This window comes from Streptomyces sp. NPDC091972, assembly GCF_044756385.1.
Classification (GTDB): domain Bacteria; phylum Actinomycetota; class Actinomycetes; order Streptomycetales; family Streptomycetaceae; genus Streptomyces.
The window spans coordinates 792,628-808,034 of record NZ_JBIVSV010000002.1 but is presented as its reverse complement, the minus strand read 5'-3'; the positions used below and the strand labels follow the sequence as shown (position 1 = coordinate 808,034).

Here is a 15,407-nt window from a genome sequence, read left to right as displayed (position 1 = left end):
GGTCAGCTCTGCCCCCAAAAGTGCCTGACCAGTGCAGCGCCGGCGATCACTTGAGATCGGTCACGTCACCGTCCGGCAACCGAAGGCCCGGACGGAGCGTCCTTCTCCGGAAAGTGCTTGGCAACGCTTACGTGGTGCCCGCGGGAGCGGCACTACAGTGGGTCGGAAGTGGGTCGGAACGACAGCAAGCAGCAGGGAGTGCATGACGTGCGGCCGGTAGGCAGCAAGTACTTCCTCGAGGAGCCGCTCGGACGCGGTGCCACGGGGACCGTGTGGCGAGCCCGCCAGCGGGAGACCGCGGGCGCCGAGGCCGCCGTACCGGGACAGCCCGGCGAGACCGTCGCGATCAAGGTCCTCAAGGAGGAGCTCGCGAGCGATCCGGACATCGTGATGCGGTTCCTGCGCGAGCGCTCCGTGCTGCTGCGGCTGACCCATCCGAACATCGTGCGGGTGCGTGACCTGGTCGTCGAGGGCGATCTGCTCGCCCTGGTCATGGACCTCGTCGAGGGTCCCGACCTGCACCGCTACCTGCGCGAGAACGGCCCCTTCAGCCCGGTCGGCGCCGCTCTGATCACCGCCCAGATCGCCGACGCGCTCGCCGCCAGCCACGCCGACGGCGTGGTCCACCGCGACCTGAAGCCCGCCAACGTGCTGCTGCGGCAGCACGGCGGCCAGATGCACCCCCTCCTGACCGACTTCGGCATCGCGCGCCTCGCGGACTCCCCGGGCCTGACCCGGACCCAGGAGTTCGTCGGCACGCCCGCGTACGTCGCGCCCGAGTCCGCCGAGGGCCGCCCGCAGACCTCCGCCGTCGACATCTACGGCGCCGGCATCCTGCTGTACGAGCTGGTCACCGGCCGTCCGCCGTTCGCCGGCGGTTCCGCCCTGGAAGTCCTGCACCAGCACCTGAGCGCCGAGCCGCGCCGCCCCTCCACGGTCCCCGACCCGCTGTGGACGGTCATAGAGCGCTGTCTCAGCAAGAGCCCCGAGCGGCGCCCCAGCGCCGAGAACCTCGCGCGCGGGCTGCGCGTCGTCGCCGAGGGCATCGGCGTGCACGCGAACTCCGCGCAGATCGCCGCGGCGGACAACGTCGGAGCGCTGCTGCTGCCCGACCCGGACCCGGCCGCCGTGCCGGACACCCCGGGTGCCGCCGACCCGACCCAGGTGCTGCCGCACGGCGCCGGCGCCGCGGGCGGCTACGACCCGAACGCGGCGACCAGCTTCCTGCCGCACACCGGTCCCGGGAACCCGGTCGGCGCCGCCGACCCCACCGCCGTGCTCCCGCACCGCGGCGCGGCCGATCCCACGGCCGTCATGCCGCCGGTGCCGCCCGGGCAGCCGGGCCAGGGCCAGTACGGGCAGCAGGGGCAGCAGTCCGGCGGCCCCGAGGACCCGCACCCCTGGCAGAACCAGCTCCGCGCGGCCCGTGACCGTAACGAACAGACGCAGGTCCAGTACCTCGACCCGAACGAGGACCCGCTGCGCCGCCGCCCCCAGCGGCAGGTCGCCAGGCCGCAGCAACAGCAGCCGCCCCAGCGGCAGCAGCGGCCCCAGCAGCGCCCGCCGCAGGGCGGTTACGGCCGTCAGCCGCAGCAGCAGCCCCAGCAGTACGCCCCGCAGCAGCAACCGCAGCGCTACGCGCCCCCGCCGCAGCCCGAGCGCCCCGCGCGTGAGCCCCGGCAGCCGCGGCAGCGCAGCGCCAACCCGATGAAGATCCCGGGTCTGGGCTGCCTCAAGGGCTGCCTCTTCACGCTCGTCATCCTGTTCGTGGCCAGCTGGCTGATCTGGGAGCTGAGCCCCCTCCAGGACTGGATCGGCACCGGCAAGAGCTACTGGCAGCAGATCGGTGACATCGTCGAAACCGTGAGCGGGTGGATCAGCGACCTGGGCGGAAACTCCTCAGGTCAGCAGTAAGTCTGGAGATTTGTCGACACCCGGCGGGTGATTTCCGTCTCCGCGGTGAAGGTTGGCTCCTACGGCGCGTAGTTTTAGCGACAACACGCGTCTGTAGGAGCAGCCTTGGCACGGAAGATCGGCAGCCGGTACACCGCCAACCAGATCCTGGGGCGGGGCAGCGCCGGCACGGTGTGGCTGGGCGAGGGACCCGAGGGGCCCGTCGCGGTCAAGCTGCTGCGCGAGGATCTCGCGTCCGACCAGGAACTCGTCGGGCGCTTCGTCCAGGAGCGCACGGCCCTGCTCGGCCTGGACCACCCCCACGTGGTCTCCGTACGCGACCTCGTGGTCGACGGCAACGACCTGGCGCTCGTGATGGACCTGGTCCGGGGCACCGACCTGCGCACCCGGCTCGACCGGGAGAAGCGGCTCGCGCCCGAGGCGGCCGTGGCGATCGTCGCGGATGTCGCGGACGGGCTGGCCGCCGCGCACGCCAAGGGGGTCGTGCACCGGGACGTGAAGCCGGAGAACATCCTCCTGGACATGCAGGGGCCGCTGGGCCCCGGCGGCGCGCACCCCGCCCTGCTGACGGACTTCGGTGTGGCGAAGCTCATCGACTCGCCGCGCCGGACCCGCGCCACGAAGATCATCGGGACGCCGGACTACCTGGCCCCGGAGATCGTCGAGGGGCTGCCGCCGCGGGCCTCCGTGGACATCTACGCCCTCGCGACCGTCCTGTACGAGCTGCTGGCCGGGTTCACACCGTTCGGCGGCGGGCACCCCGGGGCGGTGCTGCGACGGCACGTGACGGAGACGGTGGTCCCCCTGCCGGGGATCCCCGACGAACTGTGGCAGCTCGTCGTGCAGTGCCTGGCCAAGGCGCCGGCCTCCCGTCTGCGCGCCTCCGAGATGGGCGCACGGCTGCGGGAGCTGCTGCCCCTGCTGGCCGGGATGCCCCCGCTGGACGTGGACGAGCCGGACGCGGAGCACGAGGAGGAGCAGGACGCCGAGGACGCGGCCGCGGACTCGGCCGGGGAGCCGGTGCCGGCCGGGCGGCCGGCGCGGCGGGGCGCGGTGCCGCTGGTGCCGGGGGCCAAGCCCGCGGACTCCAACCGGGACACGCACACCTCGATGCGGGTGCCGGGCCCCGACGAGCTGGCCGGCGGCGCGCGCGGGACGGCCCGGGTGCCGAGGCCCGCCGGGGCGCCCCGCCCCGGATCCGCGCGGCACCGGGCGACCACGCGGCGGCGCAGGCTGGTGGTGGGCGTCGCGGGGCTGGTGCTGGTCGCCGCGGCGGGCGCCGGGATCTGGGCGGCCACCTCGGGCGACGACGCGGGAGCCGCACCGCGGGACACGGAGAACTCGGCGCCCGCCTCCCCCTGAGAGGGGCGGCGGCCCGGGGGACGACCGACGTCGGTTGCCACAGCCGTTAGGCTGGAGGGCGTGGCAGTCGTCGATGTATCCGAAGAGCTCAAGTCCCTCTCCTCGACCATGGAGTCGATCGAGGCCGTTCTGGACCTCGACAAGCTGAGGGCAGACATCGCCGTGCTCGAGGAGCAGGCGGCCGCGCCGTCCCTGTGGGACAACCCGGACGAGGCGCAGAAGATCACCAGCAAGCTGTCCCACCTCCAGGCCGAGGTCAGGAAGGCGGACGCGCTGCGCGGTCGCATCGACGACCTCTCCGTGCTGTTCGAGATGGCCGAGGAGGAGGACGACCCGGACACCCGCGCCGAGGCCGAGTCCGAGCTCGCCGCCGTTAGGAAGGCGCTGGACGAGATGGAGGTGCGGACCCTCCTCTCCGGCGAGTACGACTCCCGTGAGGCGCTCGTCAACATCCGCGCCGAGGCCGGCGGCGTCGACGCCGCCGACTTCGCCGAGAAGCTCCAGCGGATGTACCTGCGCTGGGCGGAGCAGAAGGGCTACAAGACCGAGGTCTACGAGACGTCGTACGCCGAGGAGGCCGGCATCAAGTCGACCACCTTCGCCGTGCAGGCGCCGTACGCCTACGGCACGCTCTCCGTCGAGCAGGGCACCCACCGGCTCGTGCGCATCTCGCCCTTCGACAACCAGGGCCGCCGCCAGACCTCCTTCGCGGGTGTCGAGGTGCTGCCCGTGGTCGAGCAGACCGACCACATCGAGATCGACGAGTCCGAGCTGCGCGTGGACGTGTACCGGTCCTCCGGGCCCGGTGGCCAGGGCGTCAACACCACCGACTCCGCGGTGCGGTTGACCCACCTCCCGACCGGCATCGTCGTCTCCTGCCAGAACGAACGCTCGCAGATCCAGAACAAGGCGAGCGCGATGGCCGTCCTCCAGGCCAAGCTGCTGGAGCGGCGCCGCCAGGAGGAGCAGGCCGCGATGGACGCCCTCAAGGGCGACGGCGGCAACTCCTGGGGCAACCAGATGCGTTCGTACGTGCTGCACCCTTACCAGATGGTCAAGGACCTGCGCACCGAGTTCGAGGTCGGCAACCCCGAGGCCGTGTTCAACGGCGAGATCGACGGTTTCATCGAAGCCGGAATTCGCTGGCGCAAGCAGCAGGAGAAGTAACTTTGTCGACTTGACCGTCGGCCCGCAACTGCCGCCCCCCGGGCGGCAGTTTGCTTTATGTCTGGGTTTTACATCACACTCACAGACCGCTTTCCCCGGCAAAGAGCGCTTACCAGGACATCGCGCCCGCAACGGCCTTGACGATGCTTTGAAAAATCGGAAGGGTAAAGCGTGGCATGCGTATCTCTGGGGCGCATGTGAACCGGGGGACATCAGCACACCGCTACCTTCCTCCGTCGATCACGGCCCCGAGCGCCGCCTCATTGACGATGAGCTACTGGGGGTAGCAACCACATGACGAAGAAGACGCGGATCCGGATCGCGCGCATAGCCGCCGGTGCCGTGATCGCAGCCGGTGCCTCGCTGACCGCCGCAGGCGCCGCTTCCGCGCTGGAGCTCGGCGTGACCGTGGGCGACAGCGGTGTCGGTGTGAACGTGAACACCGACGACGACCCGACCGACCCGGGCACGGAGATCCCGACCGACCCGGGCACCACGCTCCCCACGGACCCCGGCACCGAGGTGCCGACGGACCCGGGAACCACGCCGCCGGTCACCGAGGAGCCCACGGACCCGACCGAGGAGCCCACGGAGCCCACCGAGGACCCGACCGACCCGGGCAACGGGAACGGCAATGGGAACGGCAACGGCAACGGGAATGGCAACGGGAACGGCAACGGCAACGCCGGGGGCGGTGGCAACAGCAACACCAACCCCGACGGCGGCTCCAACACCTCCACCCAGGAAGAGGGCTCCTCGGCCCTGACCGAGACCGGCACGGACACCACGTCCAACACGTCGGCCCAGGGCAACGGCCAGGAGCTCGCCGAGACCGGTGCCGGCCAGACCGCGTTCCTGATCGTGGGTGCCGCCACGATGATCGCCGGCGGTGTCGGCTTCCGTCTGCTGCCCCGCCTCGCGGGCGGTCGCGGTGGCGCTGCCGCCTGACGGTGACACCCGGTAGCCGCGCACTCGCCTGACGTGTGCGTACGGTACGGACGAAGGGCCCGGAGCGTGTCCGCTCCGGGCCCTTCGTGCGTCCTTCGTATGTCCTCGGCCGCCGCCTAGGCGGTCTGGTGCGCCAGCAGGGCCACCGCCGCGATCAGGACCGCGAGCAGGGCGATCAGGGCCATCGGGTTCAGCCCCGCGAAGAGGTTCTCCTGCTGAAGCCGCTCACGGTTCGCACGGCAGACGGGGCACCGGCCCTCGCTCACGGGCGCCGCGCAGTTTGCGCACACCAGGCGGTCGTACGTCATGCGCGTCACCCTTCTTGCGATATACGTTCCACAGGGAGAACGCCCCCGGGTCGGAGAACGTTCCCCTCCCTACTGTGCCAGGTTCCTCCGGGGGCCGCCTGTGCGCTGCCGGAGCCGGGGTCAACAGGGGGGCACAAAACAGCCCAAGCAATACGCAACCCGAACCGGCGCCTGCGCTCGCGCACCCGGTTCGCGTATGGTCACGCTCATCTACCCCCGGCCTACCGTGGTGCATCCGTGATCCGATTCGACAACGTATCCAAGGTCTACCCCAAGCAGACCCGCCCCGCACTCAGGGACGTCTCCCTGGAAGTGGAGAAGGGCGAGTTCGTGTTCCTCGTCGGGTCCTCCGGCTCCGGGAAGTCCACCTTCCTGCGGCTGCTCCTCCGCGAGGAACGGTGCAGCCAGGGACAGGTGCACGTGCTGGGCAAGGACCTCGCCCGCCTGTCCAACTGGAAGGTGCCGCAGATGCGGCGCCAGCTCGGGACGGTGTTCCAGGACTTCCGGCTCCTGCCCAACAAGACGGTCGCCGAGAACGTGGCCTTCGCGCAGGAGGTCATCGGCAAGTCCCGCGGCGAGATCCGCAAGTCCGTGCCGCAGGTGCTCGACCTCGTCGGGCTCGGCGGCAAGGAGGAGCGCATGCCCGGTGAGCTCTCCGGTGGTGAACAGCAGCGCGTGGCCATCGCCCGCGCCTTCGTGAACCGGCCCAAGCTGCTCATCGCCGACGAGCCCACCGGCAACCTCGACCCGCAGACCTCCGTCGGCATCATGAAGCTGCTGGACCGGATCAACCGGACCGGCACGACCGTCGTCATGGCCACGCACGACCAGAACATCGTGGACCAGATGCGCAAGCGCGTCATCGAGCTGGAGAAGGGCCGCCTCGTCCGCGACCAGGCACGCGGCGTCTACGGCTACCAGCACTGACCGCCGTTCGAAGAGTCCCCGGAAAGGCCTGAAGAAGACGCCATGCGCGCCCAGTTCGTACTCTCCGAGATCGGTGTCGGTCTCCGTCGCAACCTGACGATGACGTTCGCGGTCATCGTCTCCGTCGCCCTGTCGCTCGCCCTGTTCGGCGGGTCGCTCCTGATGAGCGATCAGGTCGGCGCCATGAAGGGCTACTGGTACGACAAGGTCAACGTCTCGATCTTCCTCTGCAACAAGAGCGACGCCGAGTCGGACCCCAACTGCGCCAAGGGCGCGGTGACCGACGACCAGAAGAAGGACATCCTCTCCGACCTGAAGAAGATGTCGGTCGTCGAGACGGTCATCCACGAGTCCCAGGACGAGGCGTACAAGCACTACAAGGAGCAGTTCGGCGACTCCCCGCTGGCCGCGTCCCTCACCCCGGACCAGATGCAGGAGTCGTACCGGATCAAGCTGAAGGACCCGGAGAAGTACCAGGTCATCGCGACCGCCTTCAACGGCCGTGACGGCGTGCAGTCCGTGCAGGACCAGAAGGGCATCCTGGACAACCTCTTCACGATGCTGAACCTGATGAACAGGGCCGCGCTCGGCGTGATGGCGCTCATGCTGGTCGTCGCCCTGCTGCTGATCGTCAACACGGTGCGGGTCTCGGCGTTCAGCCGTCGGCGGGAGACCGGGATCATGCGGCTCGTGGGCGCGTCCGGCTTCTACATCCAGGCGCCGTTCATCATGGAGGCCGCCGTCGCCGGTGCGATCGGCGGCGGGCTGGCCTGTGTCTTCCTCGTCGTCGGCCGGTACTTCACCGTCGACCACGGCATGGCCCTGGCCACCAAGCTCAACCTGATCAACTTCGTGGGCTGGGACGCCGTCCTGACGAAGCTGCCGCTCATCCTCGCCGCGAGCGTGCTGATGCCCGCGTTGGCCGCGTTCTTCGCGCTGCGCAAGTACCTGAAGGTGTGACACATGCCAAGAGGGCCGTACGGTCAACCGACCGTGCGGCCCTCTTGCGTTGTCCTAGACTCACCGGCATGCAGGGCCGAGATCTGTTCTGTCAGCCCCGCCGCATCCGCCGCGGGGCGGCCCTGACATTGGTGTTCGCGAGCGTCCTTGTGGCCGGCGCGGCGACCGGCTCCTTCCCCGAGGCCGACGGCGGCGACCGGAAGTCCTCCTCGGACACGGCCCGTTCGGCCGCCCCCGCGGGTCACCACGAGGACGTGGCCGAGGCCGCCCAGGAAGCCAAGGCGGCCGGCGCCTCCCCCGTGGAGGCCGCCGAGCGTGCCGTCAGCCGCAGCGGGGACCGCTGGGCAGCCGTCTACTCCCGGGGCGAGTACGAGGAGTTCGAGGAGGCCCTCGACGGCCAGTACACCGGCGTCGGCCTGTGGGCGCGGCGCGAGCGGGACGGCCGTATCGAGGTGACCCGGGTGAGCTCGGACTCGCCCGCGGCCGCCGCCGGGATCCGCGAGGGCGACCGGCTGCGCAGCGTCGACGGCGAGCGGGTGGACGGCCACCCGGTCACCGAGGTGGTCTCCTTACTGCGCGGCGACGCCACGGACGCGGCCGCCGGCACGGCGGTCCGGCTCGGCCTGGAGCGCGGCACGCACGCGTGGACGCAGACCGTCCGGCGGGCCCGGCTGTCCACGGACTCGGTCGCCGTCCGGGAACTCCCCGACGGGGTCACCGTCATCAGGATCGACTCGTTCACCAAGGGTGTCGGCGCCGAGGTCCGGGACGCCGTCCGGGACGCTCCGGCCGGCGGCGGGATCATCCTCGACCTGCGCGGCAACTCCGGCGGCCTGGTCACCGAGGCCGTCACCACGGCGTCCGCCTTCCTCGACGGGGGCCTGGTGGCGACCTACGACGTCGACGGGACCCAGCAGGCGCTGCACGCCGAGCCCGGCGGGGACACCAGCAGGGCGCTGGTCGCGCTGGTCGACGGCGGGACGATGAGCGCGGCCGAGCTGCTCACGGGGGCGTTGCAGGACCGGGGGCGGGCGGTGGTCGTCGGTTCCCGCACCTTCGGCAAGGGGTCGGTGCAGATGCCGAGCCGGCTGCCGGACGGGGCGGTGGCCGAGCTGACCGTGGGGCACTACCGGACCCCGTCGGGGCGAGGGGTCGACGGCCGGGGGATCACGCCGGATCTGGAGGCCGACGACCGGGTCCTCCAGCAGGCGCAGACGGTGATCGCGGGGCTGGGCGACTAGCTCGCTCCATGAGCTTGCGCCTCCGCCGGATAAGCACTGGTCTCCGCACCCCTTCCTAGTGCGAAAATGGCAGCACTATGAGCAAGGGAATGTACGTACCGAAGGAGTCCCAGCCGAAGCAGGGTGGCGGGGGCGGCAAGGCGCGGGACGGGGAGAAGGGGGGCAAGCGGAAGCTGGTCGCCCAGAACAAGAAGGCCCGGCACGACTACGCGATCATCGACACCTACGAGGCCGGGATCGTGCTCACCGGCACCGAGGTGAAGTCCCTGCGTCAGGGGCGGACCTCGCTCACCGACGGGTTCGTCCAGATCGACGGCGGTGAGGCGTGGCTGCACAACGCCCACATCCCCGAGTACAGCCAGGGGAGCTGGACCAACCACTCCGCGCGCCGCAAGCGCAAGCTGCTGCTGCACCGCGAGGAGATCGACAAGCTGGAGACGAAGGCCCAGGAGACCGGTCACACGATCGTGCCCCTCGCCCTGTACTTCAGCAACGGCCGGGCCAAGGCCGAGATCGCCCTCGCGCGAGGCAAGAAGGAGTACGACAAGCGGCAGACCCTGCGGGAGAAGCAGGACCGGCGGGAGTCGGACCGTGCGATCGCGGCGGTCAAGCGGAGGCAGCGGGCCCAGTAGGGCGAGCCGCCGGGAATACGGTGGCATCGGCGTGCGTTGGTCACGTACGATGGAGTCAACACCGGCCGCGGTCGGTGGGCTGATTGACAACACAACATGGGGATGATCGGTTTCGACAGCGGCTGTTGAGGCAGGGGAAGCGTGTCGAGGAAGCGGCAATGATCTCGTAAACCATATGTCGCAACCAATAATCGCCAATTCCAAGAGCGATTCCCGCGTCTTCGCCCTCGCTGCCTAATAAGCAGTGAGCGAAGGCCCTAACGGGTGTCAGCCCGGGAGTGTTCCCGACCCGGATCCTGGCATAATCTAGGGGACTAAACCATTGAGCCCGGTCACGGGGTTCAATGGGAAATCAAACAGTGACTGGGCCCGTCGGCGACTTGTTCGCGTGATCGCCGGGGCCGAGAAAATCGCAGCGAACTGCACACGGAGAAGCCCTGGTTCTGCACCGTTGGACGCGGGTTCGATTCCCGCCATCTCCACTCGTCCCTCCGGGGACCACCCCATGTGGGCGAAGGCCCCGCTGCTTGACGGCAGCGGGGCCTTCGTCATGTCTGTCCGGGAGTATCCGCACCGGTCCCGGTCTTCACACGTTGCTCACATGTAACCCGGAAAACTCTTGTCCTGCACCCGACATGTATGTCTAAGGTGAACGCCGCGCCGGACGGAGCCGACCACTCCGCCACAGGGCGCGTCGAACGGCGACCGGGGGAACACCGTCGCCACGGGGAGGACAGACCACCATGCCGAGACATCGGCTCTTCACGCATGCCCGGGCGCACTCCGGGCTCCTGACGCCACTGCTGACCTCCGCGGTCGCCGTGGCCCTGATCGGGTCGGTGGCCGTACAGCCGGACCTGATCAGCCGGTACGCGGCCGAGGACATGGCTGCCGCGGCCGCCACCTCGGACAGCGGCGACAGCTACGAAGGCTTCGACGCCAAGGCCGCCGAACAGCTCCGCCAGGACCAGTGCCTGCTGGGCGAGACACTGCGGATGGGCGGGCCGGCCATGTTCGGCGTCGCCCAGGACGGGCTCAATCAGCCGCCGGACAAACTGCACGCGGCGGCGAACCGGTCGTATTGGGAAACCACTCCGCTGTCGACGGCGTTCAAGCAGGACCGGGACGCCGCCAACAAGCAGGGCACTGAACTGCACGACCACCTCCGGGACTTCCAGATTTCCGGGCTGTCTCAGCCAGGCGGTTTCCAATCGAAGGCCGACTTCGAGTGGCCGCCCGGCACGAGCGGTGACCCCCGGCCTGACTTCTTCGAGCAGAGCGGCATCTCGACTTGGATCTGGGATCAGTTCTGGAAGAGCGAGAGCGACTTCTACCGCGACCTCACCCCGCCGGCTGACGAGGCCGCCGTCAAGGCGGTCAAGGACCTCGGTGACCCGTTGTACGGCGGAGATCCCGACCCGAAACTGCCCAACTGGAATCAGCGGTACGAGGAGCACAAGGCCTACGACGGCCTGGTGAACTGGTCCATGGAGCCGACGGCCGCGGACAACGCCCGGCTCTTCCTCTCGTACGGCGGCTTCCCGCGCACCGCGCCCGAGCCCGGCAGCGTCGAGTACCGCATCGCCGTCGAGGACCTGAAGACCCGGTTCGCCTCCTGTGCCTGGCGCACCCCGGTCGACCCGAACAAGGTGCTCGGCAAGGAGGTCGCCACCGCGTCCGCCGAGTGGCAGCAGGAGATCGCCGCGCAGGCCGGCCCGCGCAACCAGATCCTGACGGCGAACAAGAGCGCCACCAAGGCCCTCGCCGCCGGCTCCAAGGCGTTGAGCGAACTCCTCGGGCTGTCCTGGCGGGCCGACCACCTGGTCCGCTGGCAGGACCACTGGTCGGCAGGCGGTCCGGGCTGGATCGGCACCAGCCCGTTCGTCGTGCACGCCCACGGGTCCACCGACAAGTGCCTGGACGTGGCCGGCGGCCAGAAGGACAACGGCACGCCCGTGCAGATCTACACCTGCAACGGCAGCGCCGGACAGAAGTGGCAGATCGACGCCGACCGGCTGGTCAACCCCAACTCGGGCAAGTGCCTGACCGTCAAGGGCGGTGCGAGCGCCAACGGCACGCCGGTGCAGATCTCCACCTGCGGCACCGGGGCCTCGCAGAAGTGGCAGTACGGCACCCACGGCACGACCCGGCTCCACAACCCGGGCACCGGCAACTGCCTCGACCTCGCCGACTACACCAACAGCCGTGACGGCCGCATGTGGGACTGCACGGGCAAGGCCCCGCAGCAGTTCGACATCGTCCCGTCCGGACACCAGGGCGCCGACGACGACCTCGACTACCCCACCAAGGCCCAGTTCGACAAGGCGAAGCAGTGGGTCACGGCCGCCCAGACCGAGGCGAAGAAGCAGGTCGACCTGCTCAAGTCCCAGGCCACGGCGGCGAAGACGGCCGCCACCACGTCGGACACCGCGCTGACCGCGGCGTACGGCATCGCCGACAAGGCGGGTGCCCCGCGCGGCCGCGGCCTGCTCGTCGGGCAGCAGAAGGCGCAGGTCACCAAGGCGTCGTCGGCCGCGCTGGACGCCCTCGCCAAGGCCGGTGACACCGCGTACGCGGCCACCCGCGCCGCCGCCGGGGACAGCGCCACCATCGCAGCCCGCGCACTGACGCAGGCCGCGCAGTCGAAGGCCGCCTTCCGTACCGCGGCCGCGAACGAGGCCCGGGCGCAGGCGAAGGCCGCCGCCGACGCGGCCGCCGTACAGGCGCAGACCGCCAAGGCCGCCCGCGACCTCGCGAAGGCCAAGCTCGCCGAGACGCAGAAGGCCGAGGCCGACGCGAAGGCGGCGGCCGCCGACGCGCACGCCAAGCGGCTCGCGGCGGAGGCCGAGGCGGCGACGGCGAAGGCGGAGAAGGAGACCGCCGCCGCCAAGCAGGCCGAGGCCGCGCAGCACAAGCAGAACGCTGAGGGGTACGCGCAGACCGCCCAGGAGGCCAAGGGCCGGGCGGAGAACGCCGAGTCCACCGCCCGCGCCAAGCGGCAGGACGCCGAGGCCGCGCGGGACCGGGCCAAGGGCAAGCGGGACGACGCGTGGGACGCCGAGAGCCAGGCCAACGCGGCCCGCGCCAAGGCCGACGCCAAGGACGCCTACGCCGAGGCCCATGACTCCGAGTCGGACGCCAAGGAGTCCCGGGCCGCCGCCGACCAGGCGGACGCCGCCGCCGACGACGCGGAGTCGGCCGCGCGCTCGGCCCGCTCCGAGGCGGACGCGGCCACCCAGGCCGCCGCCGACGCGGACGCCGCCGCCACCCGCGCGGAGGCCGCCGCGAAGCGGGCCCGCTCCGACGCGGACGCGGCCCAGGCCGCGAAGCTCCGGGCCGACGCGGCCGTCCGTACCGCGACCAGCGCCGCCGCAGACGCCATCAAGGCGTCCGAGGCCTCCGCCTCCGCCGCCCGCAGCGCGGTCGAGCTGGCCGACGAGGCGGAGAAGCACGCCGCCGACGCCATGAAGCAGGCCGACGCGTCGAAGGCCGAGGCCGCCAAGGCGGTCGCGGGCGCTGCGGACGCCGCCGGCCACGCCTACACCACCGCCCAGGCGGCGGAGGACGCCGGCAACGCGGCCCAGCAGGTCGCCGCCCCCGCCAACGACGCGATCCAGCTGGGCGCGCCGTACGTCACCACCGACTCGGCGGCCGGCCTCGCCGTGCTGTCGGGCCAGGCGTCGAAGACGATCGCCGAGCAGCAGCGGGCGGTCGCCGAGGCGCACGCGGCCAACGCGCAGAAGAACGCGGACCAGGCGGCGAGCCTCGCCGCCGCGGCCACCGGTGACGCGAAGGCGGCGTACACGCTGGCGGCGGAGGCCGCCGGATTCGCGGCCGACGCCCGCAAGTCGGCGAAGGAGGCGCTGGGTTACGCCGCCGAGGCGGCCCAGTACGCGGCCGACGCGCAGGCGTCCCTGGCCCGGGCCAAGGAGTACGACCGCCAGGCCACCGAGGACGCGGCCGCCGCCGACCAGGCGGCCGACCGCGCCGAGACCTACGCGGCCGACGCCCGCTCCTCCGCCGACCAGGCGGCCCTCGATGCGGAAGCCGCCCGCTCGGCGGCGGCGGAGGCCGAACAGGCCGCGAAGGACGCCCGCGCGGCGGCCGACCGCGCGGACGCGGAGGCGACGGCGGCGGAACAGGCGGCGAAGGACGCGCAGAAGTACGCGGAGTCGGCGCAGCAGGCGGCCGAGCAGGCGGCCAACAAGGGTGCGAACGAACAGGTCGCCAAGGGTGCGGCGACCGGCCAGGAAAACACCTTCCTCGTCATCGACAAGATCACTCTGACCGAGCAGCCGAAACAGCTCAACGGCTGCACGCTCACCGTCGACGGCTGCACGGTGGAGTTCGAGTTCCACTTCGACGCGATCGTCAGTTTCTACTACTGCGCCAACCCGGACGTCCCGGCCACGGAGTCGGGCTGCCCGAAGGCGGACACCTTCTACCTCGGTTCACAGCCGCAGAAGGGGCTGTCGAAGAAGATCACCTACCACTTCAGCTTCTGGGAGGTGGAGAAGGCCGGCCTGCAGAGCCTGGGGCTGTTCGTCGCGAACCTGGCCTACGGAATCCTCGTCGAGGACTTCGTCCAGTGCTACCACCAGTTCACGCCCTCAGACGACGGGGGTTCCGCGTCGGGATGTGCCTGGGCGGCCGCTGTCTTCGTCCCCGTCGGGAAGGTCGCGGAGGCGCTGAAGGCCGCCAAGCTCGTCGAGGACGCGATCAAGACGGGCCGGGGAGCGGAGAAGCTACTCGGCGACCTGAAGAAGCTCTTCGGTGAGAAGCCGTCCGCCACGGACCTGGCGGACCCCGACACCCTCGCGGGGATGGCGTTGCGGCTCTCCCAGCGCATGGCGGACCGGGCCAAGGCGGCGAACAGCGTCGACCTGGACCTGGTGCGCAAACTGGAGGCCAGCGGTGCCAACTTCAACCGGGCGGACGTGGTGATGGCGGTGCGCTATCCGCGGCCCGGTGTGCCGGTGGCGTGGCTGGAGTTGGGCACTCACAAGTCGGGTCTCGTCCACATCATCTTCCGGCACGCGGGAGAGTTCATCGAACGCGGTGTAGCGTCCGAGGACATTCCCAAGCTTCTCAACAAGGCACTGAGCGAAGGCAAGATCGTGGGACAACAGGGAGCGGACGGCGGCCGGCCGATCTACGAGACCGTGTACAACGGCAGGACCCAGCGGGTGGCCATCACAGTGGGCGACAACGGATTCATCGTCGGAGCGAACCCCGCATGACCTGGGAGCCGGCTCCACGCCATCTGCTCGTCCGTGCGCGGGGCGACGACTCGCCGCTGTATATCGCGGAGCACGAGGGCGACGACGACCTCACCCGGTTCACCCGCCCCGTTTCGCTCGACGACCCCCGGCTCGGGCTGACCGAGTCCCTGGCCGGGCGGCTGTCCGCCTGGGCGCGGGCCCGGCCCGGGGCAGGGGCGTCCCGGCAGAACCTGCGCCGGCACGCGAAGCGTGGACTCGAGGTCGCCCAGGCGTTGGCCCGGTACCTCGGGCCGCGGTGGGTGGTGCGCTACTGGGACGACGCGTACGACACCGACAAGTTCGTGTGCTGGGGATGCCGGCGACTGCACTGGTCCCTGGAGGAGCACGACGCGCCGCCCTATCCGCTCCACATCACCGTCGAGGGCGAGTACAAGTGGCACCCGCTCCGGGCGGAGGGGCTCGGGGACTTCGCTCCGGACGATCCCACCGCCGGACTCGACCTGTCCGACGAACTGGTCGCGGACCTGTACCGATGGGCGGCCGACTTCGACGCCGGTATGGAGCAGTACCTCAAGGACCGGGACGAAGAGCGGGACGACGAGAGGCGCCGGGAACTGGATCTGCGGGGCCGTGACCTGGCAGCGCGAGTGGCCCGGGAAGCGGGTCCGGCCAGGACCGTCACCTACGGGGGACTCGCCTAGTGAGGGCCCGTACTCGACCGGGTAC

General features: G+C 70.8%; 11 protein-coding genes and 1 other RNA gene. 11 read left to right on the top strand and 1 reads right to left on the bottom strand.

What is annotated here, in order from left to right; translation table 11 throughout:
* Positions 1-207 precede the first annotated feature (207 nt).
* The 4 genes from ACIQJT_RS08895 (at position 208) to ACIQJT_RS08880 (ending at position 5,391) form a co-directional block, all read left to right on the top strand.
* Positions 208-1,914, top strand: a complete 1,707-nt coding sequence (locus ACIQJT_RS08895) for a serine/threonine-protein kinase (RefSeq protein WP_365449634.1) — start codon at positions 208-210, stop codon at positions 1,912-1,914.
* Between the two features lie 105 nt (positions 1,915-2,019).
* Positions 2,020-3,276 (top strand): serine/threonine-protein kinase, encoded by a 1,257-nt coding sequence (locus ACIQJT_RS08890; RefSeq protein WP_402641229.1) that lies wholly within the window; start codon positions 2,020-2,022, stop codon positions 3,274-3,276.
* Between the two features lie 60 nt (positions 3,277-3,336).
* Positions 3,337-4,443, top strand: coding sequence for a peptide chain release factor 2 (gene prfB / locus ACIQJT_RS08885; RefSeq protein ID WP_365449638.1), 1,107 nt, complete (start codon positions 3,337-3,339; stop codon positions 4,441-4,443).
* 294 nt (positions 4,444-4,737) lie between these two features.
* On the top strand, positions 4,738-5,391 hold the full coding sequence (locus ACIQJT_RS08880) for a hypothetical protein (RefSeq protein ID WP_402641226.1): 654 nt from the start codon (positions 4,738-4,740) through the stop codon (positions 5,389-5,391).
* 116 nt (positions 5,392-5,507) lie between these two features.
* Here ACIQJT_RS08880 and ACIQJT_RS08875 read toward each other — a convergent pair whose 3' ends face one another.
* Positions 5,508-5,699, bottom strand: a complete 192-nt coding sequence (locus tag ACIQJT_RS08875) for a hypothetical protein (RefSeq protein ID WP_053851796.1) — start codon at positions 5,697-5,699, stop codon at positions 5,508-5,510.
* Between the two features lie 237 nt (positions 5,700-5,936).
* On the opposite strand from ACIQJT_RS08875, the gene ftsE reads away from it, so the two are divergent.
* The 7 genes from ftsE (at position 5,937) to ACIQJT_RS08840 (ending at position 15,382) form a co-directional block, all read left to right on the top strand.
* Entirely contained in the window at positions 5,937-6,626 is a 690-nt protein-coding gene (ftsE, locus tag ACIQJT_RS08870; protein ID WP_053851795.1) for a cell division ATP-binding protein FtsE, read from the top strand.
* A gap of 42 nt (positions 6,627-6,668) precedes the next feature.
* A complete protein-coding gene (gene ftsX, locus ACIQJT_RS08865) occupies positions 6,669-7,586 on the top strand; it encodes a permease-like cell division protein FtsX (RefSeq protein WP_365449642.1) in 918 nt (305 codons plus the stop codon).
* Positions 7,587-7,654: 68 nt separating this feature from the next.
* Positions 7,655-8,827, top strand: coding sequence for a S41 family peptidase (locus ACIQJT_RS08860; protein ID WP_402641220.1), 1,173 nt, complete (start codon positions 7,655-7,657; stop codon positions 8,825-8,827).
* Between the two features lie 89 nt (positions 8,828-8,916).
* Positions 8,917-9,459, top strand: coding sequence for an SsrA-binding protein SmpB (gene smpB, locus ACIQJT_RS08855; protein WP_365450652.1), 543 nt, complete (start codon positions 8,917-8,919; stop codon positions 9,457-9,459).
* 98 nt (positions 9,460-9,557) lie between these two features.
* Positions 9,558-9,944: a transfer-messenger RNA gene (gene ssrA / locus ACIQJT_RS08850) on the top strand.
* 258 nt (positions 9,945-10,202) lie between these two features.
* Complete coding sequence (locus ACIQJT_RS08845; protein WP_402641217.1) at positions 10,203-14,699, top strand: ricin-type beta-trefoil lectin domain protein; 4,497 nt, start codon at positions 10,203-10,205, stop codon at positions 14,697-14,699.
* Positions 14,696-15,382, top strand: a complete 687-nt coding sequence (locus tag ACIQJT_RS08840) for a hypothetical protein (protein WP_402641214.1) — start codon at positions 14,696-14,698, stop codon at positions 15,380-15,382. Before ACIQJT_RS08845 ends, ACIQJT_RS08840 begins: the two co-directional genes overlap by 4 nt.
* Positions 15,383-15,407: the final 25 nt, after the last annotated feature.